Source organism: Corynebacterium parakroppenstedtii, from assembly GCF_019754935.1.
In the GTDB taxonomy this organism is placed as follows: domain Bacteria; phylum Actinomycetota; class Actinomycetes; order Mycobacteriales; family Mycobacteriaceae; genus Corynebacterium; species Corynebacterium parakroppenstedtii.
Window position 1 is genome coordinate 1,299,365 of the sequence record NZ_JAGSOA010000001.1, and the last position, 23,160, is coordinate 1,322,524.

The 23,160-nt window shown below is 57.1% G+C and carries 22 protein-coding genes and 1 tRNA gene; 12 read left to right on the forward strand and 11 right to left on the reverse strand.

All coding sequences use genetic code 11. The annotated features are described in order from the left end of the window. Positions 1–93 precede the first annotated feature (93 nt). Positions 94–1,455 (forward strand): alpha/beta hydrolase family protein, encoded by a 1,362-nt coding sequence (locus tag KCQ76_RS05500; RefSeq protein WP_231725442.1) that lies wholly within the window; start codon positions 94–96, stop codon positions 1,453–1,455. A 19-nt stretch (positions 1,456–1,474) separates the two neighbouring features. Here the strand turns inward: KCQ76_RS05500 and KCQ76_RS05505 are convergent, their stop codons facing one another. Continuing rightward, entirely contained in the window at positions 1,475–2,512 is a 1,038-nt protein-coding gene (locus tag KCQ76_RS05505; RefSeq protein WP_046203286.1) for a cation diffusion facilitator family transporter, read from the reverse strand. Positions 2,513–2,945: 433 nt separating this feature from the next. Between KCQ76_RS05505 and KCQ76_RS05510 the strand changes: the two genes are divergently transcribed. The 7 genes from KCQ76_RS05510 (at position 2,946) to KCQ76_RS05540 (ending at position 10,420) form a co-directional block, all read left to right on the forward strand. Continuing rightward, positions 2,946–5,945, forward strand: a complete 3,000-nt coding sequence (locus KCQ76_RS05510; RefSeq protein WP_046203287.1) for a DUF4040 family protein — start codon at positions 2,946–2,948, stop codon at positions 5,943–5,945. Further along, on the forward strand, positions 5,942–6,523 hold the full coding sequence (locus KCQ76_RS05515) for a cation:proton antiporter subunit C (RefSeq protein WP_046203288.1): 582 nt from the start codon (positions 5,942–5,944) through the stop codon (positions 6,521–6,523). Before KCQ76_RS05510 ends, KCQ76_RS05515 begins: the two co-directional genes overlap by 4 nt. Further along, positions 6,524–8,269: a monovalent cation/H+ antiporter subunit D family protein gene (locus KCQ76_RS05520; protein WP_046203289.1), complete on the forward strand. Its 1,746-nt coding sequence runs from the start codon at positions 6,524–6,526 to the stop codon at positions 8,267–8,269. Further along, positions 8,266–8,937: a Na+/H+ antiporter subunit E gene (locus KCQ76_RS05525; RefSeq protein ID WP_052722093.1), complete on the forward strand. Its 672-nt coding sequence runs from the start codon at positions 8,266–8,268 to the stop codon at positions 8,935–8,937. The genes KCQ76_RS05520 and KCQ76_RS05525 overlap by 4 nt, the downstream gene beginning before the upstream one ends. 2 nt (positions 8,938–8,939) lie before the next feature. Then, the gene (locus tag KCQ76_RS05530) at positions 8,940–9,197 is read left to right on the forward strand and encodes a hypothetical protein (RefSeq protein WP_052722092.1); all 258 of its coding nucleotides are present in this window, start codon (positions 8,940–8,942) and stop codon (positions 9,195–9,197) included. Continuing rightward, on the forward strand, positions 9,194–9,595 hold the full coding sequence (locus KCQ76_RS05535) for a monovalent cation/H(+) antiporter subunit G (RefSeq protein ID WP_052722091.1): 402 nt from the start codon (positions 9,194–9,196) through the stop codon (positions 9,593–9,595). The genes KCQ76_RS05530 and KCQ76_RS05535 overlap by 4 nt, the downstream gene beginning before the upstream one ends. 246 nt (positions 9,596–9,841) lie before the next feature. Beyond that, positions 9,842–10,420 carry a hypothetical protein gene (locus tag KCQ76_RS05540; protein WP_046203290.1) on the forward strand — a complete coding sequence of 193 codons (579 nt, stop codon included), beginning with the start codon at positions 9,842–9,844 and terminating at the stop codon, positions 10,418–10,420. 181 nt (positions 10,421–10,601) lie between these two features. Here KCQ76_RS05540 and KCQ76_RS05545 read toward each other — a convergent pair whose 3' ends face one another. After that, on the reverse strand, positions 10,602–10,781 hold the full coding sequence (locus tag KCQ76_RS05545) for a hypothetical protein (RefSeq protein WP_146003231.1): 180 nt from the start codon (positions 10,779–10,781) through the stop codon (positions 10,602–10,604). Further along, entirely contained in the window at positions 10,774–11,082 is a 309-nt protein-coding gene (locus KCQ76_RS05550; protein ID WP_046203291.1) for a hypothetical protein, read from the reverse strand. The genes KCQ76_RS05545 and KCQ76_RS05550 overlap by 8 nt, the downstream gene beginning before the upstream one ends. 551 nt (positions 11,083–11,633) lie before the next feature. Here KCQ76_RS05550 and KCQ76_RS05555 point away from each other — a divergent pair. Beyond that, positions 11,634–12,056, forward strand: a complete 423-nt coding sequence (locus KCQ76_RS05555; protein WP_046203292.1) for a hypothetical protein — start codon at positions 11,634–11,636, stop codon at positions 12,054–12,056. Between the two features lie 143 nt (positions 12,057–12,199). On the opposite strand, the gene KCQ76_RS05560 is transcribed toward KCQ76_RS05555, so the two are convergent. The 3 genes from KCQ76_RS05560 to KCQ76_RS05570 all read right to left on the reverse strand — a co-directional run bounded on the left by KCQ76_RS05560 (position 12,200) and on the right by KCQ76_RS05570 (position 13,323). Beyond that, positions 12,200–12,526, reverse strand: coding sequence for a type II toxin-antitoxin system HicB family antitoxin (locus KCQ76_RS05560; protein ID WP_046203293.1), 327 nt, complete (start codon positions 12,524–12,526; stop codon positions 12,200–12,202). Positions 12,527–12,849: 323 nt separating this feature from the next. After that, entirely contained in the window at positions 12,850–13,005 is a 156-nt protein-coding gene (locus KCQ76_RS05565; protein WP_180962460.1) for a hypothetical protein, read from the reverse strand. 168 nt (positions 13,006–13,173) lie between these two features. Then, positions 13,174–13,323 carry a hypothetical protein gene (locus tag KCQ76_RS05570; RefSeq protein ID WP_180962461.1) on the reverse strand — a complete coding sequence of 50 codons (150 nt, stop codon included), beginning with the start codon at positions 13,321–13,323 and terminating at the stop codon, positions 13,174–13,176. A gap of 1,065 nt (positions 13,324–14,388) precedes the next feature. On the opposite strand from KCQ76_RS05570, the gene KCQ76_RS05575 reads away from it, so the two are divergent. Further along, complete coding sequence (locus KCQ76_RS05575) at positions 14,389–14,817, forward strand: hypothetical protein (RefSeq protein ID WP_046205327.1); 429 nt, start codon at positions 14,389–14,391, stop codon at positions 14,815–14,817. Positions 14,818–15,644: 827 nt separating this feature from the next. Here the strand turns inward: KCQ76_RS05575 and KCQ76_RS05580 are convergent. The 4 genes from KCQ76_RS05580 to KCQ76_RS05595 all read right to left on the reverse strand — a co-directional run bounded on the left by KCQ76_RS05580 (position 15,645) and on the right by KCQ76_RS05595 (position 19,421). After that, a tRNA-Ser gene (locus KCQ76_RS05580) sits at positions 15,645–15,730 on the reverse strand. 185 nt (positions 15,731–15,915) lie between these two features. After that, positions 15,916–16,878, reverse strand: coding sequence for a serine hydrolase (locus tag KCQ76_RS05585; RefSeq protein ID WP_082090006.1), 963 nt, complete (start codon positions 16,876–16,878; stop codon positions 15,916–15,918). Continuing rightward, positions 16,875–18,080 (reverse strand): hypothetical protein, encoded by a 1,206-nt coding sequence (locus KCQ76_RS05590; protein ID WP_052722449.1) that lies wholly within the window; start codon positions 18,078–18,080, stop codon positions 16,875–16,877. Before KCQ76_RS05590 ends, KCQ76_RS05585 begins: the two co-directional genes overlap by 4 nt. Before the next feature lie 204 nt (positions 18,081–18,284). Beyond that, positions 18,285–19,421: a hypothetical protein gene (locus tag KCQ76_RS05595; RefSeq protein ID WP_052722448.1), complete on the reverse strand. Its 1,137-nt coding sequence runs from the start codon at positions 19,419–19,421 to the stop codon at positions 18,285–18,287. A 129-nt stretch (positions 19,422–19,550) separates the two neighbouring features. On the opposite strand from KCQ76_RS05595, the gene KCQ76_RS05600 reads away from it, so the two are divergent. Continuing rightward, entirely contained in the window at positions 19,551–20,579 is a 1,029-nt protein-coding gene (locus KCQ76_RS05600) for an NAD(P)H-quinone oxidoreductase (RefSeq protein ID WP_046203357.1), read from the forward strand. A 16-nt stretch (positions 20,580–20,595) separates the two neighbouring features. Here KCQ76_RS05600 and KCQ76_RS05605 read toward each other — a convergent pair whose 3' ends face one another. Continuing rightward, the gene (locus KCQ76_RS05605; RefSeq protein ID WP_046203358.1) at positions 20,596–21,900 is read right to left on the reverse strand and encodes an aminotransferase class V-fold PLP-dependent enzyme; all 1,305 of its coding nucleotides are present in this window, start codon (positions 21,898–21,900) and stop codon (positions 20,596–20,598) included. A 332-nt stretch (positions 21,901–22,232) separates the two neighbouring features. On the opposite strand from KCQ76_RS05605, the gene wzm reads away from it, so the two are divergent. Further along, positions 22,233–23,081, forward strand: coding sequence for a galactan export ABC transporter permease subunit Wzm/RfbD (gene wzm / locus KCQ76_RS05610; RefSeq protein WP_046203404.1), 849 nt, complete (start codon positions 22,233–22,235; stop codon positions 23,079–23,081). Positions 23,082–23,160: the final 79 nt, after the last annotated feature.

Below are 23,160 nucleotides of genomic sequence, written 5' to 3' on the forward strand. Positions count from 1 at the left end.
ATAGGTTTTGCAAAGTTTTTACTTTGTTTCCTATCGACGTTGATGTGCTGGGACTATCGTTCTCAAAAAGCTCAATTCCTAGGAGGAGGTCCCATGCCCCGCACTGTTCCCCAAACTTCTCAACCCGATCGGTTCTCTCGCGCGCACACGGCGAGACGTCGACGCTCCGTTCTTGCAAGCCTAAGCCTCAGCGCTTCTCTAGGAATCGCCTCGACACTCTCTATTCCCACTGGGATCGCGTATGCCGGTGATGCCCAAGGCACCGTGAGTCAGCCCACCGAATCCATACCCGGAAGCAATGATCCGCACCTGATGGATACTGCGCCCGGTGACACGACCGAGCCTGGCACACTCACGAAAGTCGAGCCACTGAATCCGGCTATTGCTGTGCCCCATGCGGGAGCGTCGTATCGAATCACGTACTGGACGGTGAATTCCCAAGGTCAGCCAGCGCTGTCTACCGCAGCCGTTTACTTTCCCCAAGGCAAGGCGCCTGAAGGCGGATGGCCGGTTATGGCTTGGGCACATGGCACAGTCGGCCTCAACGACGTGTGCGCCTACTCTACAAATGGTCCAGCCGCATGGGAGAGAGATTGGGATTATCTAAATTCGTGGATGGACCAGGGCTACGCAATTGTTGCGAGCGACTACGTCGGCCTCGGAACGCCCGGCAGCCATCCTTATTTGGACGGAAAAGTAGAAGCCCACAGTGTTGTTGACGCGATTAAGGCGTCCACAACACACTTCGAGGAGTTAGCCAAAAAGTGGTTCGTCGCCGGACAGTCACAAGGCGGCGGCGCTGCAATGTTCACGGCACGATACGCAGAAGAATACGGTGGCAACAGCGACGGATTATCCTACCGCGGTGCCGTCGCCACCGGAGTTCCTGCTTACATTGAAGACTTACTACCAGTGGTGTTCCGTCCGGGCGTGGTCCCACCAGGAAAATTGGGTGAACAAAACGTGCTGCCGACCCTCACCACCTATCTTCTCTACATTGTTTCCGGGCTTCGTACCGCGCACCCGGAGTGGGACGTCAATTCCTATCTCACCGATTACGGGAAGAAATGGGTGGACTATGCTGAGGGACCAATATGCGACACCTTGTCGACTCCATCGCATCCTGCCCCTGAAGGAATTACGGATGTCGTTAAAAAGGAAAACATCCGCATTGAAGAGGTGTTTTCCAAGCCTTTAGACACTATCCCAGGATTCAAACAGGCCCTCAAGGACTACATGGGAATACCTGAATCGGGATATAACCAACCTGTTTTTATCGGCCAAGGAGGATTGGACACCGACATATTTATGCCCGGAGCTGTAACTCTTGCGGAGAAGATGAAGGCTAGCGGCCAGCCAGTCACGTTCAAGTTCTATCCCGATAAAGATCACAGCGGAACGGTGAACAGGTCTAAAGAGGACAGCATCCCGTTCGTTAAAAATGTGATGAGCTAGTTGCTCAACGGCGGACTATTTATGCCGCGCCGTGGTGTAAGCGCTCGTGCCCGCTGTGGTCCTTCGCTTCCAACTGGAATGTGGTGTGCTTGATGGCCACCGGGAAGTGCTGGGCCGTGCAATCTTCCAGGGTGTGAAGAATCCGGTGGTGCTCGGCCGCGGAGAGACCACTATCCACCGCCACGTGCGCGGTTAACGCCACCACACCCGTGCTGATGGTGTTGATGTGGAGGTCATGGCAATCCTTCACCCCATCGACGCCGCAAATATGTTCGCGCACATCATCGAGGTCAATTTCGTCGGGGGTGGCCTCCATCAGGATTCGGATCGCTGTGCGGAGGAGGGTGAACGCGCGCGGAACCATCAGCGCAACGATAAACAGGGACGCGATCGAGTCCGCGCGAACCCACCCCGTCGCTAGTCCGATAATGGCGGCAAGAATGACAGCCAGCGAGCCCAAAGCGTCGTTAACTACCTCTAGAAATGCGGCGCGCATATTGAGCGAACTTTCGCGCCCACCTGCCAAAATGATAATCGACGCGGCGTTGGCCACCAGGCCAATAGTTCCGATGATGAGCATGGGCAACGGTTCAACATCAGGTTGGTTAATGAGGTGGGATATGCCCTCCACCGCGACGACTCCGCAGATAATGATCAGCATCCCTGCCTGCAATGCGGCGGCAAGTACTTCCGCCCGCGACCATCCCCACGTGAAGCGGTTATTGCGTGGCCGCTGCGACAAATGCACAGCGATCAGGGCGATAACCAGGCCCGACGAGTCAACCAACATATGGCCGGCATCGGCCGCGAGGGCCAGCGACCCGGAGATCCACGCACCGATAAGCTCTGCGAGCAGGATTGTTGCCGTGACCGCGAGGGCGGCAATCAAGCGCCCCCGTGACGAAGCACCGTGATCGTGCGTGTGCCCGTGAGAGTGCCCGTGGCTGTGGCTATGAATGTGGCTGTGGCCCGGCCCGTGCTCATGACCGTGCTCAACCCCATGATCGTGATGGTTTGCCTCCACGTGGTCGTGTCCGGGGGGCATGTTGTGAGCCATGATCGTCTCCAAAGAAGTATTCGGGCACCAGAAGAGGTATTCAAGCAATAGTGAGCGCTATGACATGGCAGCCGTCATCGGCCATAGCGCTCGACACCGTCACGCTCTCCGCCGCGGCCATAGTCACCACGCGAGTTTGTTTTCAATAGTGCCATCGTCATTTTCAATAATTTTGACCCTAACACCTACTCACCCGCTTCAACAAGGTATTTTTCTAAATTAGCTTTAGCTCACACTCTCTCTGTATCGCCACGACTATGCCACCATATTTTCATTAAGCAATCGCGGCCACTCCATCACAGGCCAACCCACTCCGATATTCCCCACTCCAAGGCCAATTCCCGCAGCGTGGAATTCTGACCTGCAACTGATACCCTGGGAAACTGTTTATTGTCTGTTTATGTCCACTTAAACCCACAGGTGTTGATGCTTCGTGGAGCTTGTAGCGATCCCCTTGTTCGTGGTGCTCGCCCTCATCCTGGTTCCCCTGTTCGTTCGGTTACTTGACCGCAACGCAGGGTGGCCCCTAGCCCTTATTTTCATCGCGTCCGCCACCCCGCTCCTCCGGAAGTTGCCCGACATTATCGACGGCAATCCCTGGACCTGGAAGGTCACATGGATTAAGGACTTCCTACCCAACGGCGCCGACGTGATCTTCTCACTCCGCGCCGACGCCTTATCTACATTCTTCGCCCTGCTCGCGTTGGGCATCGGCGCAGCCGTGTTCATTTACTCAACGCGGTATTTACATGGCGGCCATGGATCCATGAGCTTCTACCTGCTCATGACAGCTTTCATGGCCGCCGTCGTCACCCTTGTTCTTGCCGACGACGTCATCCTGATGTTTATCTCGTGGGAGCTCGTGTCACTGGCGTCGTTCTTCCTGATCGCGCGGTCTGGCCCCGGCGGCGAGCTGAGATCGATGCGCACGATCATTCTGACGTTCTTTGGTGGGCTCACGCTGCTGACCAGTTTGGGTATTAGCGCTGGTGTGACGGGAACGACCAGCCTGTCGGGGATTATTCATTCGCCGGAATGGGCACATCACCCCGCGTTGCTGTCAGTCATTGCCGTGTTGATTGCGACGTCGGCGTGCACGAAGTCGGCGCAGTTCCCCTTCCACTTCTGGCTCCCCGAGGCGATGGCGGCAGATACTCCGGTGTCCGCCTTCCTCCACGCGGCAGCCGTCGTGAAAGCGGGTATTTACCTGCTCCTACGCTTTTCCGCTCTCTTCCATGACGACGCGTGGTGGCGCGGTGTGCTCATTATCGTCGGCATGTTCACCGCGATTATGGCAGCGCTTTTTGCCCTGCAGAAGAATGATCTGAAGAAACTGACCGCGTACTCAACGGTGTCTCAGCTGGGCTGGATTGTGTGCACCATTGGTATTGGTACACCGCTCGCCATGGCCGCCGCGGTGGTTCACACGCTGGCACACGCATTGTTCAAATCCAGCCTGTTCATGCTGATTGGTGTGGTAGACCACCAAACCGGGACGCGCGATATTCGCCGGTTGGGGCCGATCTGGCGCGTCATGCCGTGGACATTCGGCATGGCACTCATCGCCGCGACGTCCATGGCCGCGGTCCCGCCACTGTTCGGCTTCATCTCCAAAGAGGGCATGTTGGATGCCATGCTGGAAGGTGAACTGGCCACCCCGGCCACCGCGCTCCTGCTCGTCTGCGCTGCTGTGGGTGCGATCCTGACCTTCGCCTACTCCTACCGCTACATTTTCGGCGGTTTCGTCGACGGAAAACGCGACGTCAGCGACGTCCACGAAGCACCCCTGTCCTTGTGGCTCCCCGCGGCGATCCCCGGTTTCCTGTCCCTACCGCTGGGCTTTGTCCCCGGCTTCATGGATTCCTTCGTGGATGCCGCCGCGGATTCCGCGCTGAGCACACACCACGCGACGCACACTCACCTCGCCTTGTTCCACGGCATCAACGTGCCACTGGTGATCAGCGTCGTCGTCATCGTCGTTGGTATCACCTGTGTCGTGTTCCGTAAGGCTATTGCGCGGGTTCTCGTCGGCAAGGAACTATCCCCTTTCACAGGAGCTCACGTGCTCCAGGGGATCATCACCGGCGGTTCTCGCTGGGGCAAACTGGGTGGTTCCATGGCGGATTCCGTGTCCCCGACGCGCCACCTGGCCCTGCCGTTCTTAGCGGTCATTACTCTCGCGGGTTCCGTGGCTATCGGGGCGCTGTTTAACGGTGGTGCCATTGATGGTGTCGATATGGGCTCCCGGGTGGGCGGAATTGACCGCCCGCTGGATTACGTTGCCCTGGTGACGGTCATTATTGGTGTGGCCACCGCGGTCCTGGCCCGACGTCGTCTGTCGGCTGTGATTGCGGTCAGCGCTGCCGGTGTCGGTGTTACCCTGCAGATTCTGACCCTGGGCAGCCCAGATGTGGCGCTCACCCAGATTTTGGTTGAGCTGCTCACGACCGTGGTCCTCATGCTGGTCATCCGGCTGCAACCGCGCGATTTCACGGAGCGGTCCGCACGTCGTGATCGCTGGGCCGGAACGATCGCGGTTCTCATGGGATTAACGACGACGGTCGGCGTGGTCGCGCTGGTCGGCTACCACGGAAAACCATTGATTTCGCAGTGGTACCTCACCAATGGGCCCACAATTTCGCACGGAAATAACGTCGTGAACACCATCCTGGTGGAGTTCCGTGCTTTCGATACCATGGGCGAGCTTTCCGTGCTTGGTATGTGTGGTGTGGCGATCGCCGCGGTGGTGCTTTCCGTGCCGCGTGTTCGCGATGACATCCGCGGATCCTTGGCCGCCATCCCGCGCCCAGAATTGAACTCGTTACCGATGAGGTGGATGGCGAAACTCCTTATCCCCGTCCTCATCCTGATCAGCGCAGCGGTGTTCTGGCGCGGGCACAATCACCCCGGCGGCGGGTTCATCGCAGCCCTAATCGGTGGCGGTGCGCTCATGTTCTACTACCTGTCGCGCCCGGCAGATAAGGCCCCAACGAACAATCGGCTTCCCTACATCCTGGTGGGCTCGGGTATTTCCTTGGCGGTCCTCGCAGGCCTGGCCGGTTACCTCGGCCACGCCTCCGGTGAGGAAGGCGGGCACGGTTCCCGCGGGTCCTTCCTCCAGCCTCTCAATGCTCACGTTGGTGGCGAACTCTTGACGACGGCCCAGATTTTCGATGCCGGTGTCTACCTGGCCGTTCTCGGTTTGGTGGCCATCGCGCTCTTGCAGTTGGGCGGCTCCATCCGGCCCGGCGCGGAAAACCCACTAGGGCCCGTACGCGCCCACGGAGGGTTCTCTCCAGTCAACCCCACTGAGCCGGACTATGCACCGTCTACTGCGGGCACCGACCGCGATACCGTCTCTGAATCGACATCCGATAGTGGTGGCGATACGTCCGGCCGGAAACCCGTCGACACCGTGGAGGTGGAAGAATGATTATCGCAATAACGATTGGTGTACTCACCGCCGGCGGTGTGTTCCTGGTTCTCCAACGGGGAATGGTCCGGTTGATCCTCGGGATGACGCTCATTGGCCACGCCACCAACTTGACTCTCCTGGCTGCCGGTATCGGCGCGTGGCGGTCAGAGCCCATCATGAGCGGCACGAATCCCCAGGACGCAGCCGATCCTTTGCCGCAGGCTTTCGTGCTGACGGCGATTGTTATTTCGATGGCCACCACCGCGTTCATGCTGGCCTTGGCCGCGTTGGGCCGCTCCGATGACACCTTGACCGATCCAGTCAAGGAGTTCCCAGATTTGTTCGCAGCGTTTAAGGACTCGGTGTGGAGCACCGAGGAAAAGTCCGTGCCCGCTAAGAAGAAGGTGGCACACGGCCAGTCGGCAGATGCGGATGAAGAGGAGCAGGCTACTCCTACCGACGACGCTTATGTTTTGCCTGATCACGTCACCCATGAGGTGACAGCGCTGCAGACGATGGGCCGCAGTGCACGTCGAATTTCCACCGACTCGAACCAATATCAGCGACGCCAACAGCGCGAGGAGGGCATCGAATAGATGGCAACGTCAACGATTGCGGCGCTGCTGCCGCTCTTCCTTGCTGGGCCTCTGGCGGCCGCGGCTCTTGCGGCCATGTCGCCGTGGAAAGTGCTCCGCATTGCTTTGGCTTTCGTGGTGCCCATCGTCGGTTTCGCCGCGGGCTTAAGCCTCATGATCTACCACTGGAATCATCCCGCGATCGCGGAGAACGTCGGCGGGTACGCTGCGGGTATCGCGATTCCGTTCGCGTCGGATTCGTTCTCGTCGCTCATGATCACGATGACCTCGATCGTGTGCCTGGTCTCTGTGTGGTTCGCGACGGCTGTCGGAGAGATGAATGCGCGCTTCTACCCTGCCCTGGTGTGCATGCTGATGGGCGGCGTGTACGGGGCGATGAGCACGGCGGATCTGTTCAACCTGTTCGTGTGTATTGAGGTCATGCTTCTGCCGTCGTACGCGTTGCTTGCCATGACGGGTACATTGCAGCGCCTCCGTGCTGGCAGGTTATTTGTGCTGGTGAACTTGATTACATCGGCTGTGTTGGTCGTTGGTGTCACGCTGACCTACGCGACGGCGGGGACGTCGAACCTGCCGGCCCTGGCCAGCGCGGCCCGGGGCAACGGTCCGGTGGTGGTGACCGGCGGTCTGATTCTTCTGGCGCTGGCTATTAAAGCTGGTCTGTTCCCTGTTCACACGTGGTTGCCGCGCACCTATCCGAATACGTCGCCGGCCGTCATGGCTTTGTTCTCTGGCCTGCACACCAAGGTGGCGTTCTATGCGATCTTCCGCATTTATGCCGTCATGTTTGGCCTGGATGATCGCTGGTCGTGGCTCATTCTGGTGATTTGTGTGGCTGCCATGCTTGTTGGTTCCTGGGCTGGCTTGGGTGAGCGTACGATGCGTTCGGTCCTGGCTTACCAGATGGTCAACGGTATGCCATTCATGCTGGTTGGTCTGGCCTTCGTGGGCCATGATCCCCGACGGATGCTGGCCGCGGGCGTGTTCTACGCGGTTCACCACATGACGGTGATTGCGTCGCTGGCCCTGTCCATCGGCTCGATTGAGGAAACGTACGGAACTGGCCGTTTGCAGCGCCTGTCCGGTTTGATGCGTCGTGACCCGTTGGTCGCGGCCGTGTTCGTCGCCGGCGCTTTGTCGATCGTCGGGTTGCCGCCGTTCTCCGGTGTTATCGGTAAATTGGGTGTTGTGATGGCTGTGGCCAGCGACTACTCGGTGAAATCGTGGATTGTGTTGGCGGCCATCGTCATCGCCGGCATGGGCGCTCTGCTCTCTATGCTCCGGCTGTGGCGCGAGGTGTTCTGGGGCAAACCCATGAACCCGCAGTACGTTGACCGCCAACTGGCTGTTCCGGTGCGGTTCATTTTGCCGTCCGCGGTGATGGCCCTGTTGTCGGCCGCGCTGCTGGTTGGCGCTGGGCCCGCGATTTCGGCGACGAACCACGCGGCGGATTCGCTGCTCAACGTCAAGGCCTACCAGAGCGCCGTTCTTGGCGACGACGCGGTGGGCGTGGCGAACACCGGTGGCGCTGGCCTGACTGGCGATTCCCATGATCCAGCCGATGTCCCCGACGACATGATTGTTCATCACGACGATGAGGACGAGCACGCTGGCGACGACCACGGTGTCGGCGAGGACAACCACGCGATGGGTGATGGCCACGCCACTGAAAGCGGTCACCACGCCGATTCACATCAGCGTCAAGCGTCGGCAATGATTGCAGGTACCACAGGAGGGCAAGAATGAAAACGCTTCGTCTAACTCTGCATGCCCTACGGTACGGTGCGTGGCTCATTGAGCAGGTGTTACTGGCAACGTGGTCCATCATCGTGGATGCCAACAAGCGCCGGTCGGAGATCGATCCGATCATCGTGGCGTACCCGTTGCGTGTGCAAACGGACCGTGAGGTCGGTCTATTTACGACGTCGATCACAATGACCCCGGGCACGTTATCGTTGGGGCTCCTTGAGGTGGGTGATGCCCTGCCCCAGGATGTGTCCGATTATCCGGGCCCGCATGAGCCGATGCCGGCCGACGATGCCCCTGATGGGCGGATTCTCCTGGTTCATGCTGCGTTTGGTAGCGATCCGGAGGCCATCATGCAGGAGCTGGCAGAGATGGAACAGCGCCTTGCCCCGCAGGTCTGCCAGCGCACGCATCCTCGGTGCGCTAATGGCTACACCAGCAAGTTGTATTACTCAGATGGCGCACCCAATGGTGGCCCCGGGCCGAAATCCTTCACCAAACCCGGAGGACCGAGCATTCCCCCTGGTTACGCCGGTGGGAATACGGAAGCTACCGGGTTCTCAGTTGAGTCCATTGTTCCGGGGTCTACCGAGCAGTCGCAGGCGGGAGGTGCGACCTCCAGGTCCGCCGAGCCGTCGCGTCGGAACGCTTCACAGGAGGAGAGCTAACTATGACATTCGTCTTAATTCTTGTGAGCGCGGTCATCATTGCCGCCTTATTAGCGGCATTGTTGCTGATGGCACGGTGTGATGACTTGTCCCGTACAGTGTTGTCCGACGTTATTTTCTTCGGCGCTGTCGGATTATTCCTGGTGTACTCACTGGGAAACCGAACAACCATTACCTACGAGGTCGCCGTCTTCGCCGGGGTGCTGAGCGTCCTGAGCTCAGTTGCGAACTCACGCATTATGGTGGGAGGCCAACGATGATCGTCAACATCATTATTTCCGTACTGATCGTGATCGCCGCCATCGCCTTCATCGACGAGGTCATCGAGATGTGGCGGGCGCCCGATGCACTCACCCGCGTCAACCTCACGGGCCCCATCACAGGCGTCGGAGTCCCCCTGCTCATCATTGCGAACATGATTCGTTCTATTGCCGACGGCGACGAATGGTACGTCGTGCTAGTGAAGTCCGTGATCGCAATCGTCGCGTGCCTGATGGTGGCGTCCGTGGGATCGTTCGTGATGGGACGTTCCGTCCACGCCGAGCAAATTCGTCGCGGGCAGAGCGCCACGATGGGCAAAGGCGCAGGTTACACGGGCAAAGTCACAACAACGACGGGAACTCCCCTGGACGGCAAAGCCGGTGGAGACAAAGATTAAGTAGAGAGTTAAACATTAAGCAGGGCTACACCTAGGCGCCTAAGCGTCGAGGGGTGGTCTTGTTTCTTTTTGATAACATCCCCCAACAAAGGGGGGATATTTCGCCCTTAAAAGTTTCGATTATATTTCGGTTACTGAAGTATCTCAGAACCATTGCTACCGTTGGCCCCGGACACGGAAACCACTTTCTACCCAGGTGGTCAGCCCTCGAGGGCACCACTACCAACTTCAGAGAAAGGACTATCCATGCCAGCCAACATCACGTCCGATTCCATCGATCGCGACAACACAATCCGCAGCGCCCGATCACACGTCGGGCGTATTGCCGCCGGAGCCGCCGCCATCGTGGCCGGTGCCGGCCTCATGGGGGCAACCGCCGCCCAGGCTGAAGAAGCACCAGCACCGGCACCCGCTCCAGCTCCAGCCCCGGAAGATGCCGCTCAGACTGTTCACCACGTCGTCTTCAATACCCCCGACGTCGACTGCGAGGTCACTGAGAACCCTGATTCCATCGCATGTGGAAGCAGCACGGCTGCGGCACAGAGTCAGAACTCGCAACAAGCCGGCGACGGAGCTGTTTGCGGACCTGATCTCAATGTCGATCGCCCCGCCTTCGAGACCAAAGAGGGCGACCCCAACTCCGTGAAGCTCTCGTGCACTCACCAAGGGTTCGCGGGAGACACCACCGTACTTGACGGGACCAGCCCTCAAACTGTCGGCCACTACACCTTCTCCTTTGAGACGGATGGCACCATCCACGTCACTGCCGACGACGGTGACAAGGTTGTCGACATCACCCCAGCAGGAACTTTCGACGCTGCCTAAATACAGCGCCGATTCTGTGCATGAGGCGCCACTGTGCTTGATGCGCATCTGACGCAGCAATCACAGTGGAGCAATTCCGCCGGGACCATGTCCCCAGACTGAGACGGCCGGATTTAATCAGCGAACGAAGGCCGAGACGACGAAGCCCCCGCCACCAGGGCGGGGGCTCGATAGTCTGTGGTTACCAGACGGGCCTTAAGGAGTTGATGAAGCGTCGCCACAGTGGCGCGGGTTGGTATTCGTCGGTGGCGTTGTCTGGTACTGGTAGTCCGGCGGCGATGTAGGCGCTTTTCTTGGGTGTTTCTCCGAGGCTTTCAGAGTGGCGAATGGCCTTGCGGAGGGTAGGAGTCCAGTCAGTCATTGTTCTCACCATCCTTTCCTTCAATATTATCGGTTTTCTCGTAGAAATCTACGATTAACCTTCGTTCTGTTTGACCCGCAAGAGTACCGTCATAGAGTTCACGAAGCTCAATGCGTGCTGCCTCACACGTATCTTCAGTCGCAGTGGTGCTGTGTGCATTTTCTACTGACCAGGTGAATCGTTTCCACCACTCGGCCCGGTTATCACTAAGCCATTTTTGCCATAGTGTAAGGAATACGGCCACAAGGCCGCCAGCGGCGATGAATAGTTGCACGAGCCGAAGCCACGCTTCTGTATCCATGCTGTTTACCCCCTATCTATTCGGTGATTGTCATCGACAAGAGGTATTGACGCGTTTTTACAGCGATGGTTCCCCAGTGTGGCCGTAGTCAGTCACTGTGCGACCACCGACGCTCGGCGATGGGAGAAGAGGGTGCGTGGATACTGCGCTGGCGTGCATGTCTCCATTTTCCTGGTTACTAGTTATCGCCTTTCGATCGATCTAAAGACCTCTAGAACATATTTGGACGATATGCTTACAACTACCCATTGCGTTAAGGAGAATAGTGAAGTCACAAATTATAACTCTCGCGTTAATTATCGTATGTGCATCAACTGCTACAATCTCTCTGCTCCTCGTTCCTTCGGAATTTAAGGAACCAAGCGTCGATAAAATAATTTATATTTTGCTGCTCTTCTCAGCTTCAATTGCCAGCGGTATTATCGCTAATAAAGTAGCTCACGATTCACGGTAAGACTTAATTGTGTGACCGGTGTAGTAGTTGTCCGCAGACATAGCTCTCGGCGTGTGTGAAGCACTGATGCTTGTCATTAAATAGGGAGATCATTTCTATGGCAGAAGATTCAGAGAAGATTGCCGATTTGGAACAGAGGATCGAATACCTATCTACCCAAATCGAACGCCTCATCGACCTGCAGAACCCTTTCCCATCACCGATGACGGCGTTCCGAAAAACAGCCATGCTAGATGCCCTCACTTTCGAACAAGAGGCGCTAGCTATCAAGCTCTTAGGAGCGGTAACCGCTTTCCACGAAGGCGAAAAGATTGACATCAATCAGGGTTTACTGCCATTTCCTGACGAAACCGTAGCGCTGTTTAATGACTATGCAGACAAAGGAACAATCGGAGCCGATCAAGTGAAGAACATGCTAAAAACGTTCATTCCAGGTGGCGATGCTTCGGCCCACAACCTGGTTGGGGCGTGGGAGGCAGTTCAGAATAAAATTCGACGCAATAACGGCGAACGCCAGTGATCGGCTGGGTAACCATCACGTCAACCGTGCCCGTAAGAAGCACGGTCATAATTTGCCCTGGGCTGTGCTGATGGGCGTTTACCCTATCTTCTCCTCTTTCCGAGGCTCCGTCTTAAACCCACAATGTCGACGTCATAAAACGTTCAGGCTGATGCCAGCTTGATATTAATCAGCGCATTCAGTGAAACACCCTGTGTTTGAGCCTCAATAGCAAGCTGACGATGTAAAAAGGGTGGAATACGGACGTTGAACTTGCCTGAATACCGTCGCCCGCCGAGAGGCTCAGGAGCCTTTTCCCCGGACGACTCCATGTCGGAAACAGCTTCAGTGACAAGGTTAAATAGTCCAGCTTGAGCCTTCTGCAGATCAGTGTCGAGCCAAGATAACGAAGGAAACTCAGCAACAGTGGCCACATACTCTTGGTCACTCTCCGACCACGACACTTGATAGGTGTACTTGCTGATATCCATCTTGGCTACTCCTGTTCCTCGACGCTTGGACCTTTGGTGGAAGCCAGTTTGTCAATTACACACAGAACTTAGCTTTTCTCTTGGGGTATTTGAACAGTCACGCGTGGATCTCAAGCCACGGTGTTTTCCCGAACTCACCTCATAAAGCGGTACCGTATATGGTACTGGAAAGGAACTAAGAGTCGCATAAACAGGGAAAACGCACATGGACGCGCGGATTTTTCTCCAGAACCCAAAACTTTGGGCATAAGGCACGCCCCATGCTCAAGGGGTTAGATCGTTCGCTGAGTATGGGCCCCTGTCATAAAGCTCGAAAAGTAATGCTATTTTCCCTCGGTCTTTTCTCTGCCGCTTTGGAAAAAGGCTTTAAATCCTTTTTCTTTAAGCTCAGGGTTCTCACGCATCCTTATCCTGAGACCGAGAATCCTCCCGATAACAGATCCTAATAAAACACTTATGGAAATGACATATAAAGGCATGGTCCGCTCCTTAATCTCTCGTGAATTTTGATCAATACAGGCTTACTGCTCACTCTCGCGAGACCGCTTCCCCAAAGACGTGCAGAAGGGCCCCACATCGCTCCGGCATCTCAATTCTTTACTGCGCGGGGAGCTCTCTGTAAATAAGCTCGGATCGTAGGACGATTGTCACTCGGACTGGCCGTCGTCCTTCTGGAACAATATTTTTAGACCTTTTCCTTGAAGCTCGGGGTTGTCTCTCATTCTTTTGATGAGACCAAGGGCGTACCCGATACTTCCTCCTGCTAAGACCACGATGAAGACGACGAATAGTGGCATGTTCCGCTCCTTAATCTCTCGTGAGGACTTTAATGGGAGTGGCTTGCTACCCACGTCTAATAGAAGGTTTCTTCGAAGGCAGCCAATTCCGCCATGACCAAGTGAACGACAGCGAGAGATAAAACGTCCTCCCAAAACAGCTTATGTACGGCGTCAACCGCGGGGATTACATTGGAACAGCCGTTTCTTTCGATGCATTGAGGAACGCAAGCATGAGGCAGTCGTAGTCCATGATGCCCTCCCACTCGTCGGAGGCACCGGACTGAACGTCAGCTTGGAGCCACTGTGCGATCTATCGAAGTCGTAAGCACTCGGACACTGCCCAGCTTAAGGGTAGGTTTACTTAGCTACCATTACTTAGATGAGATTTTTCACCTATACAGGGGTAATTCGGGGAGCTAATTTGTCTGATATCGGACTATTTCCACAGGGTAGCGCTTTTAGAGTGGTGCCCCCTCGAGTTCTTTGACTCTAAAATGGCTAAATACTTAACACCACTGAGAGAGTGAGTCATACGAAGGGTGGCTACACGCCGATCGAACATAGCCTCTGTCGACGCTCATTCCTAACAGTAACAACTAAGTCTGAGAGGGCCCCGACGTTCTGTCTGCCCCGGTGTGGCGGAGGACAGTCTTCACCTGGAGGCCCCTGCAGGTCGGAAGTAACTAAATATTCTATGGGCGCGAAAACCGGGTGTTGGGGACACGAGAGTGCTGCGTGATCAACTGAGACGCTACGGGATCACGATGGTGAGCATATGTGCATATACATGGGCGGGAAGACCACTGCTCACGATCGTTGAAGCTCACGCATTTCATCGTGCTACAGTTTTTGACGAAAGCCCCGGAACGATCCCTGAACCTGAAACACGGTTACATCGCCGGGGCTACCGTTTTGCCGTAAAAAACATGCGGGTATGCGCGAAAACATCTCTGGGTTAAAAGCCAAAAGCCGCTGCGGATTTTTACACGGAACAGTTCGAAAATGATGTACATTAAAGGCATTGTGGCACCCCGGCGCGGTAAAATAATTCTGAAGCTTTCAGGGTAGGTGGTGATCCGATTTATGTTGGGCGAGACTCTTCTTTTTACAACTTACTTCCTCGCTCGAGAGTCAGATCTTGAACGATTTCATAAACAGTATTTAAAAAGGATAGATAAGGCTCGAGAGATCACCGAGATACTCTATGTAACTGACGAAATCACACATGGAGGAGATCCATTAATTCGCGAAGTCCTGATGCAAGATTTCCGTAGGGATATGCGAGACTTTGGCACTTACCCATTTGATGAAGATGAATGGGGTTTGTATAGCCTTTCATGCGTGGCTAAAGACGTTGACGAACCCGCCAGTGAGGGGTCTAACATGTCTAGGCTATGGTATGACCTAGCTTTGGGTGAAGAGACGGTCCCGAGGGAATTTACCAGTCAAGTAGAAGCCGTTAATGTGTCGAGCGATGGCCGGGGGTTCCCTCTGGGATCCATTGGCGACTGATCATGATCCGGAACCTCAGCAAATAACACCTAAGAAAATGCTGGAATGGTGACTGCACACACAACCGCAACTGCCTGATAATCCACTCACCATCGCCAGGCAATGCCATGTTGGCTGGGCGAGTTGTTGGATGAGTCGTCCGTTCTTCTATGCGCAATTGCACGATCTCACCGGTGAGGGTAAATGCCACAAGACCCGCCTATTAAAACGTCACAGTCTTTAACTGCTTCGAGTCGCGAGAGACTTTACGCCTCTTTCTATCGACTGCGAGATTGAAGAGAATCGCGACGATAGACCCGACTGTAACCCCTAAGAGAAGAACTCGGCTCCTATAGCTTTCTTCTATGTCAGCAGCGTTGACGATAATATAAGCGGCCAGCAAGCTTCCGAGGATCAGAAGGACTTGAATTGGGTACTGAACCTTGGGAGACATTGTTTTGGGGCTCCTGTCACGGTCTGATCTACTCGGACTCTTCCCCAGTTTACTATCCAGGTTGTTTTGCCCCGCTAACCAAGCTCGACATGCGTCTTGCGTCTTTCTGTCTAAAAGGGTGCGAGTAGCTGCTCAAACGGTAGTAGCCGATCCGACGAACCTGCTCTTCAGCTCGGGATATGTCATTTATGACGAGACCACGGTCGGATAATTCCTGAACTTGCTCTTCGAGATTGAACCCAGGTTTGTAATAACACGCCATCATGATTCTCCCCAGAATGAAAATCAGCCCGAGCCACTAACGCGGCGAGCGGGCTAAACATGATGAGGGTCGGGTGACACAAAACATCCCCAGCGACGAGGCCGACATCGGCCCGCACGCTGGGGATCACTGCGGAGGTAGAGGGATTTGAACCCCCGGTCCGTGTTAGGGACGCTCGCTTTCAAGGCGAGTGCATTCGGCCGCTCTGCCATACCTCCAAGCGGTTATGTATGTGCTGTACGTTAGCTCCCTTCACCGTCGACAGCGCCGATCAACGACATCAACCGTCGAAGACGACAAGAAATGGCGGAGTGCTCTCAGCACAACGTGACCATGCTAGCCCATCTGGAGCGGCAACACCAAGCTCGGGGAAGGCTCCTTCCCGGCGCGATACGCAGAGAAGTTACTTGCCACACTGAGCGGGTGTGAACTCTTTCTGGTGCGCTTTCACCACAGCAGCAAGGTCGTTCAAAGCAGATTGTCCCGTCTCATACGTTCCATCCGAAGGGTGAGCTGCTAAGGCAACGGCTATTCGTCCCGTTGGGCCGTCGAAAAACCCTATCTGCCTGACCAAATAGGCGCCATCTTCATCTGGTCCCCATCCGCCTTTAAAGCGAGCGCCGGGGATCGTGCCCAGGCCCCAACGCTGGTCGGAATTAATCTCGCCCATTTGGTCGATGACGAATTCTGCGCCCGGCATGCAGGGAAGATTCGCCGCAAACAAGGCAGAGTCCTCCACGGGCCACTGTGTTTGGCCAAAGCCTGAATAGTGGGGGCGAATTGCGTCGATCTGTACCTTCGTGTTGGGGTTACCACCGTCAGCTAAAACCTGGTGGACCGCTTGCCCGGAGGCGTCTCCGCCGCCCAAGGATCGCCATAGAGCGTCGGCGGCGTCGTTGTCGGAAGAACGAATAGCGTCGCGAACATTCGCCTGGATGTCGTCGGAATTGTTATTGCGGAGGGCAGCGATAGCCAGCGGCACCTTGATGGACGACCACGCGGGATAGGGATCGACGTGCCCGAAACGTCGGACCTGCTTGCCATCGGAGACGGCCAACTCCGCCATTCCTCCGTATTTCTTAATGACCTGGTCAACGGCTTCTTGCATGGGCGCGTCGGCTTTACCCGATAGCTCCGGGGTGCCTGCCTCCGTATTTTCGATGGATGGGTGCGGGCCGGGCACGCTGGGCGGCAACGTATCGGCGTTCTCCGGCACCGATGATGGTGTGGAATCGGCTCGGTCCGGGTTGCCGATTGTGCAGGATGACAGCATCACTCCCGACGCGACCAGACCGGCGACACACATGCGAAACCGGCGACGACGGTGCGAGCGTGACGCATTCGTTCCAGGTAAGTTGCCCATCATTGAATGTAAACCCTTTCGTCGTCCGGACCCTCACAAGTAACAAAGCCACCATTATCGCGGCAGTTCATCGCGATATTCCGCCCACTGACTGGGCTTTTCACGTCCACCGTCATATTTGTGTTCAGCGTTTTGACGTATTGCTGGGCGAAAACCCTCCGCGTTGCCACTGCAAACGCTGCGGGTGTGCTATCGGACCCGGTGTACGCCAGGTTTAGCTGCCCCGCCTCGTCATCCTGGATGGCGGCCGCGTTGGCGGGGATAGCGTCGTCGGGGAGCGGTGCTGTTGTCGGCCGGTTCTTAATGGTGGACAGCCGCACCTCCTGATCGCCCTTCGGTTCGCCATCGCCCTGATGGTGTGTGGAACCACCTTGTTTGTTCCCATCGCCACCGTGGCCGGTCTCTTGGGTGTTCTGGTCATTCGCAGTGTTTGAAGCCGTGTTGTGGCTATCCGAGGAGCCAGGAACACCTAAAACACCTGATTGCCATGCGGCGAACGTCCCACCGAATAAGGCACAGGCAATAACTCCAACACCAATGGACGCGGTAACAACCGAGTGCCGACGCCGACGTTTCGACGGACCCACCGGGACGGACGATTTGGCTGGCCTCGAACCAGAAGGCCGACGGGAGACGCGCGAATCGGAAGTGTCCGGCTTTTTCGATGGCGCGGGTTTTTTCGGACCGGGTGGAGTTGGTGCCCGTTTGTCCGATTCCGTTGTGGCGGCCGGCCTTTTTGTGGCGGCCGGGTTCTTCGTGGAGGTTGGGCTCTTCGTGGGAGACGGGCGCGTCGAGACCGAGCGTGTTGTCGACGCCGAACGGGCCCGTTCCGGAATGTAGCGCTGCGGTGCCCCTAATTCCTCAGGAGACAATGTGCGTGGAGTGTGGGGGGCGGGCTTGCTGCCCTGCGTCTTCTGGCTACCGCGAGCGTCCGCGTCCTGTTTGCCACTCGTCCTCGTGGTAGACGATGTGCTGGGGGCCTCGGAGCCCTGCCTACCACGGGCCAAAAGTTCCGCTACAGTAACCTGCTTGCCACCACGCGAGGTGCTCTGATGCGCGGAATACCGTCGGCTATTTTTCTGTCCTTCGCCCTCGCCAGCGTCGTTTCGTGACGCGGAATCCGCCTGCTCAATGCGGTTGGTGAACCACCGTTGGCTAGATTCGTCACGAGCAGAACGTGCGTGCTTGTTCGCATGTCTACCCATGGTTCACCTATGCCCTACGCGGTTGTCACCTTTCCCGAAAGCTTCATTATGCGCAATCTACAGCAATTTATACAATGCAGACGCGCATTAGCATTCCAAACAAGCGTATACCCAGGCGAAGTACGCGCTCCAAACACATGCTCTACGCGCGGACTTTAAGCGCGCACCGCCGGCGGTATCGCCAGCATCAATAATGATGATGTTTTAGGAGATAATGACGATCGCATTCCTGCCGCCGTCACACCGCACAAACTGGCCGTTATCAACACAATTCATGTCATACGTGCGGTGAAGATCTGGGCTATACACATCCTTTAGCGAGGCATTCAGTTCGCCCGTCTTATTATAATTCTGTACGAATGCATCCCGAACGTTCCGAGCAAAAGGTAACGTTGTGACTCCACCCATCACATACACATTGTTTAAATTCCCGGCTGGTTCATTGTTTGCTGCCGATTCATTTGCGGGAGAGACTCCCGACGGCAAATCGGGGTATTGAGGGCGTCCCGTCGAATCGTCCCCTCCGTTAGACGAGTCTCCGTGTGTGTCTCTACCCGACGTTTGGCCGTCGTTACCATTGCTGCCGTTCTGACCGGCGGTGGTGTTTTGGCCCTGATTGCCGGGATTCTGAGCATTGCCATTATCTTGTCCAACCTCGCGCGATTGAGAAGAGCTGGCCTCATTATTCGACGTATTAAACCAACCTTGTTCCCGTCCGAAGAAGAACAGGCCCACCACGGCCACGAGCGCCACCACCGCAGCGACGAGGGCTAAGACTTTCCCCAGCGGAAATCCTGATGAACCCGAACTCGCCCCCACCGACGCGGAACCGGCGCGAGATCCATACGCAGCACTACCGGGGTACTGCTGCTGATCGTATTGTTGCTGGCCATATTGCTGGCCCTGGGAATATTGCTGCCCGTACTGTTGGCCTTGACCATATTGCGTCGAATACTGGTTCGGCTGCTGGTACTGGCCTTGTTGCGACGCACCATACCCCTGCGCGTAGCCCTGTCCATATCCCTGGGCACCATTCTGGGACTGCCCATACGTCTGCCCATATTGCCCTTGCTGAGCAGCAGATGCCCCCGGAGGTGATGGCTGAAACTCCGTCGTTTCGGTCACGTCATAGTTCGCATCCTTGGCGGCTGCACTACCGCTACCCGACTGTTGGGAGTTGTCATTTGGTTGGTAGCCGTATTTCAGCGGGACGCCTCCGTTGGAGCGCTCCCCCGCATCACCCCACGCGTCGCCACCCCCATCTGACGAGTGCGAATACCCGAAACCGTCCGAATCAGACGTCGACTTATCGTTATTCCAGTTATCCGAGGAGCGAGGCATGGGCTTTCCTTCTGTTCATCGCTGTACCGGTTGCCGGAAGCAACACAGTGAGCTCTTAGCACGACTTACCTATAGCGTATCGAAATATACGCCTGCGCACGACGAACCCACGCCTCTACACTCGACGTCATGAAGGCAATTATTCAACAAGACACCGCTGACCCCACCTCATTAGAGTGGACCGACACCGACGATCCCACCCCCGGCCCGGGAGAAGCGCTCGTCCGTATCCATGCCGCCGGTGTCAACCGCGGCGATGTTCTCCAAGCCGCCGGACATTACCCACCTCCGCCCGGCGCGTCGGACATCATTGGGCTGGAAGCTGCGGGAACGATCGAAGCGTTCGGGCCTCCCGTGGAGTCAGGCTCGACGTCGGGTAGCGAATCCAGCGAACAATCCGGCGAGCAACCTGCCAAACAGTGGAGCGTCGGCGATCAATGTGGAATGCTCCTGGCTGGTGGCGGATATGCGGAACGTGTTGCCGTGCCCATTACCCAACTCTTTCCCGTGCCGCGCGGATGGTCGCTCACCGACACGGCGGGGGTGATTGAGGTTGCCGCAACGGTGTGGTCGAACCTGGGCATGGTCGCTGACATGCAGAAAGGCCAGACCGTGCTGATCCACGGCGGGTCGGGCGGCATCGGCACCTTCGCCATTCAGCTGGCTCACGCGATGGGGCTGACCGTCGCCACCACCGCGGGCAACGCCGACAACCTGGAGCTATGTCGTTCGCTGGGCGCGGATATCCTCATCAATTACAGGGACGACGACTTCGTCGCGGTGATGAAAGAACACGGTGGCGCCGACATCATCCTGGATATCATGGGCGCGAAATACCTGGATAGCAACGTGAAAGCGTTGGGTGAGAAAGGCCACCTTGTCATCATCGGTATGCAGGGCGGTGTCAAGGGCGAGCTGAACATCGGGCGGCTGCTATCCAAGAGAGGGTCGATCACGGCGACGAATGTGCGCGGCCGCTCCCTCGACGACAAAGCCGCCGTCGTGGCGGACACGATCAAACACGTCTGGCCGCTTCTGGAGGATGCAACCGTGTCCGCGCAGGTGACGAAAACACTTCCTATTGCCGACGCGGCCGAGGCTCACCGGCTGCTGAAGTCTCGTGAGGTCACCGGGAAAATCGTGCTGACCGTGGAATAGGCCCGGCCAGACCCGATCAGCGGAGAACCGAGACCGATCTCAACAAGTGATCGACGTCGTGGGCGGTGTTGTACGGCGCTAACCCCACGGTCAGCGCCCCGCCGGACTCCGTGACCCCCATAGCGTCGAAGAGCGAATCACTCTCCGCCACGCCCACGATCACTCCGTTATCGGCCAGGCGCGCCTGAGCGGCCTCCGCCGACATCCCGGGGATGATGAAACTGATGCGCGGCACGCGTTCCACATGCGAGGACTCGTCATCGAAACCGATGACATAGACACCCAAATCCTTCAATCCGTAAACCAAATGCGCTGCGAGAGCCGTGAGATAGGTGTCGATCTTCGGCATGGTGGACTGCAGCCGTCGGCGCCGCGTACCCGTCGCGGAATCGTCGAGACCTGCCCAATGATCAACCAGCGCCGCCACGGAACCACACAATGCCGCCTGCGGGGGATCCCACTCCACCACACCGGCACCGGCATGGCGGCCACGCGCCTGACCAGCCGAGACCCCCAGTACGGACGAGGAGACGGACGAGGAAGAACTCCATCCCCGACGCCGTGGCGGACGCAGACGATCAAACATCGCCTCATCGCGGAACACCAGCGCACCGAGCTCAGGCCCGCCCAGCGGAGCCAAATCCAGCGCCACCACGTCGGCACCCCACGACTGAATCTCCACATGCCGGTAAGGCAGCACATCGGTGGCGTCGACAATGGTCCAGGCTCGCGGCGAAATGCGGTGCACCGAGCTGGAAATAGCCTCAACATCCGTCACCGCACCCACTAACGCATGGGCGGCAGGCAAGGCCACAATCGCCGTCGACGGCGATACCAGCGACGTAAACTGCCAGGCAGGAAGCGCACCGGAGGCGAGATCGGCCTCCGCCCACTTCACCGTCGCCCCGTACAAATGAGCGGACCGCACCCACGGATCAATCGCGGAATCAGCATTGCTGCGGGCCAGCACAACCTCGGTGCCAATGCCGACGCGGTGGCTCAGGCAGTCCGCCAAGTTACGGAGCAGCGCCGCGCGGGACGGACCCAGCACCACCTGGTTGGCCCGGGCCCCGACCAGGTCGGCAACAGCCCGGCGCGCCGAGGCCACATAGGAATCGCCAATCGGCGCCCCCGACTTCTGACTTTGAGAATGACTGCCCGACGTTGCCTCAACGGCCGTGCGCAAATGGGCGTTCCTGAACGAATACGTCGCCGCTGTGTTCACTCGCTCCGGAATCTGCGCCTGTTCCTGCGCGTTTAAGTACACCCAGCCCTCGCCTAACCAAACATAGAGTCCACGCGCGTGGGCGACGTCGAACATGGCACACCTTTCCTTAGACGAACTGGGGACACGGTTCATGCAGGCCTCTACCGCTATTCGCTTGTCATTGCGACGCGTCATGATCACTGACCCACCGCACACAATAACGGTTTAGTAGCTCCAGGGTAATCTACCCGTCGCTGCTGACACGATGAACATCAGCAAGGCACACCACTGGGATTAATAACTGCTTGTCCCATCACACAGGTAGGGTACGGATTATGGCTGACATAGAACCAACTGAGGGCACGGCCGCGAACAACGCCGGCGCGGGTTCCGATGAAGCCGGGGGAATTGCGCTTCACCGAGCCCCTCAGGCCGACATCGATCGGATGATTAAAGAGCCCACCAGCTCTATACCGCCGTCACAGTCGCAGACCCTCCGAGCAGCATGGGTCGACCTTGTGCGCGGCTTCCAGTCGTACGAGCTGTGGCTGTCGCTGGGGTTGCAAGACATCAAACAGCGCTACCGTCGCTCAGTCCTTGGCCCACTGTGGATCACGATCGCTACTGGTGTCATGGCCTTAGCGCTCGGACTGCTCTATTCATTGCTGTTCAACATTCCGCTGCACGATTTCCTCCCGCACGTCACCGTCGGGCTCATTATCTGGGGTTTTATCTCCGGGTGCGTGATCGAAGGGGCACAAACATTCATTGCGAATGAGGGATTAATTAAGCAGCTACCAGCGTCGTTATCGGTTCACGTCTACCGGTTGGTGTGGCGACAGTTCCTCTTCTTGCTGCACAACCTCGTGATCTATGTTCTGCTGATGATCATTTTCCCGCGCCCATTGGGATGGGATTGGTTTCTATCCATACCCGCGCTTGCGCTGATTGTCATTAACGGTGTGTGGGTTGGCATGTTCTTCGGGATTATCTCAACGCGCTTCCGTGACATTGCGCCACTCCTGGAATCACTCATTCAGCTGGCGTTTTATGTCACGCCGATCGTGTGGACGATGCAAACACTGCGCGATCGTGGCGGTGCCGCCGGTGAGCGCGCCCGCATTGCCGAGCTCAACCCCCTCATGCACTACCTCGAAATCGTCCGCGGCCCGCTCACCGGTGTTCCGGTCATGTGGTACAGCTGGGTGATCGTCGGTCTGTGTACCGTCGTGGGCCTGCTCATCACGACGATTGCGATGCGGCAATGGCGCGGACGCGTGAGCTACTGGGTGTAAACGCGATGTCCGATACACGCACAACCACCTCCGCGGTACAGGCGGTTGGTTCCGCCACGGTCGCCTCCGCGGCACACAC

Coding starts and splice junctions, on each gene's coding strand:
- KCQ76_RS05530 (WP_052722092.1), top strand. CDS start 8,940: ATGACATTCGTCTTAATTCTTGTGAGCGCGGTCATCATTGCCGCCTTA.
- KCQ76_RS05575 (WP_046205327.1), top strand. CDS start 14,389: ATGTTGGGCGAGACTCTTCTTTTTACAACTTACTTCCTCGCTCGAGAG.
- KCQ76_RS05500 (WP_231725442.1), top strand. CDS start 94: ATGCCCCGCACTGTTCCCCAAACTTCTCAACCCGATCGGTTCTCTCGC.
- KCQ76_RS05515 (WP_046203288.1), top strand. CDS start 5,942: ATGATTATCGCAATAACGATTGGTGTACTCACCGCCGGCGGTGTGTTC.
- KCQ76_RS05595 (WP_052722448.1), bottom strand. CDS start 19,421: ATGCCTCGCTCCTCGGATAACTGGAATAACGATAAGTCGACGTCTGAT.
- KCQ76_RS05585 (WP_082090006.1), bottom strand. CDS start 16,878: ATGATGGGCAACTTACCTGGAACGAATGCGTCACGCTCGCACCGTCGT.
- KCQ76_RS05565 (WP_180962460.1), bottom strand. CDS start 13,005: ATGCCTTTATATGTCATTTCCATAAGTGTTTTATTAGGATCTGTTATC.
- KCQ76_RS05605 (WP_046203358.1), bottom strand. CDS start 21,900: ATGTTCGACGTCGCCCACGCGCGTGGACTCTATGTTTGGTTAGGCGAG.
- KCQ76_RS05520 (WP_046203289.1), top strand. CDS start 6,524: ATGGCAACGTCAACGATTGCGGCGCTGCTGCCGCTCTTCCTTGCTGGG.
- KCQ76_RS05600 (WP_046203357.1), top strand. CDS start 19,551: ATGAAGGCAATTATTCAACAAGACACCGCTGACCCCACCTCATTAGAG.
- KCQ76_RS05535 (WP_052722091.1), top strand. CDS start 9,194: ATGATCGTCAACATCATTATTTCCGTACTGATCGTGATCGCCGCCATC.
- KCQ76_RS05555 (WP_046203292.1), top strand. CDS start 11,634: ATGGCAGAAGATTCAGAGAAGATTGCCGATTTGGAACAGAGGATCGAA.
- KCQ76_RS05560 (WP_046203293.1), bottom strand. CDS start 12,526: ATGGATATCAGCAAGTACACCTATCAAGTGTCGTGGTCGGAGAGTGAC.
- KCQ76_RS05590 (WP_052722449.1), bottom strand. CDS start 18,080: ATGGGTAGACATGCGAACAAGCACGCACGTTCTGCTCGTGACGAATCT.
- KCQ76_RS05525 (WP_052722093.1), top strand. CDS start 8,266: ATGAAAACGCTTCGTCTAACTCTGCATGCCCTACGGTACGGTGCGTGG.
- KCQ76_RS05570 (WP_180962461.1), bottom strand. CDS start 13,323: ATGCCACTATTCGTCGTCTTCATCGTGGTCTTAGCAGGAGGAAGTATC.
- KCQ76_RS05545 (WP_146003231.1), bottom strand. CDS start 10,781: ATGACTGACTGGACTCCTACCCTCCGCAAGGCCATTCGCCACTCTGAA.
- KCQ76_RS05505 (WP_046203286.1), bottom strand. CDS start 2,512: ATGGCTCACAACATGCCCCCCGGACACGACCACGTGGAGGCAAACCAT.
- KCQ76_RS05540 (WP_046203290.1), top strand. CDS start 9,842: ATGCCAGCCAACATCACGTCCGATTCCATCGATCGCGACAACACAATC.
- wzm (WP_046203404.1), top strand. CDS start 22,233: ATGATTAAAGAGCCCACCAGCTCTATACCGCCGTCACAGTCGCAGACC.
- KCQ76_RS05550 (WP_046203291.1), bottom strand. CDS start 11,082: ATGGATACAGAAGCGTGGCTTCGGCTCGTGCAACTATTCATCGCCGCT.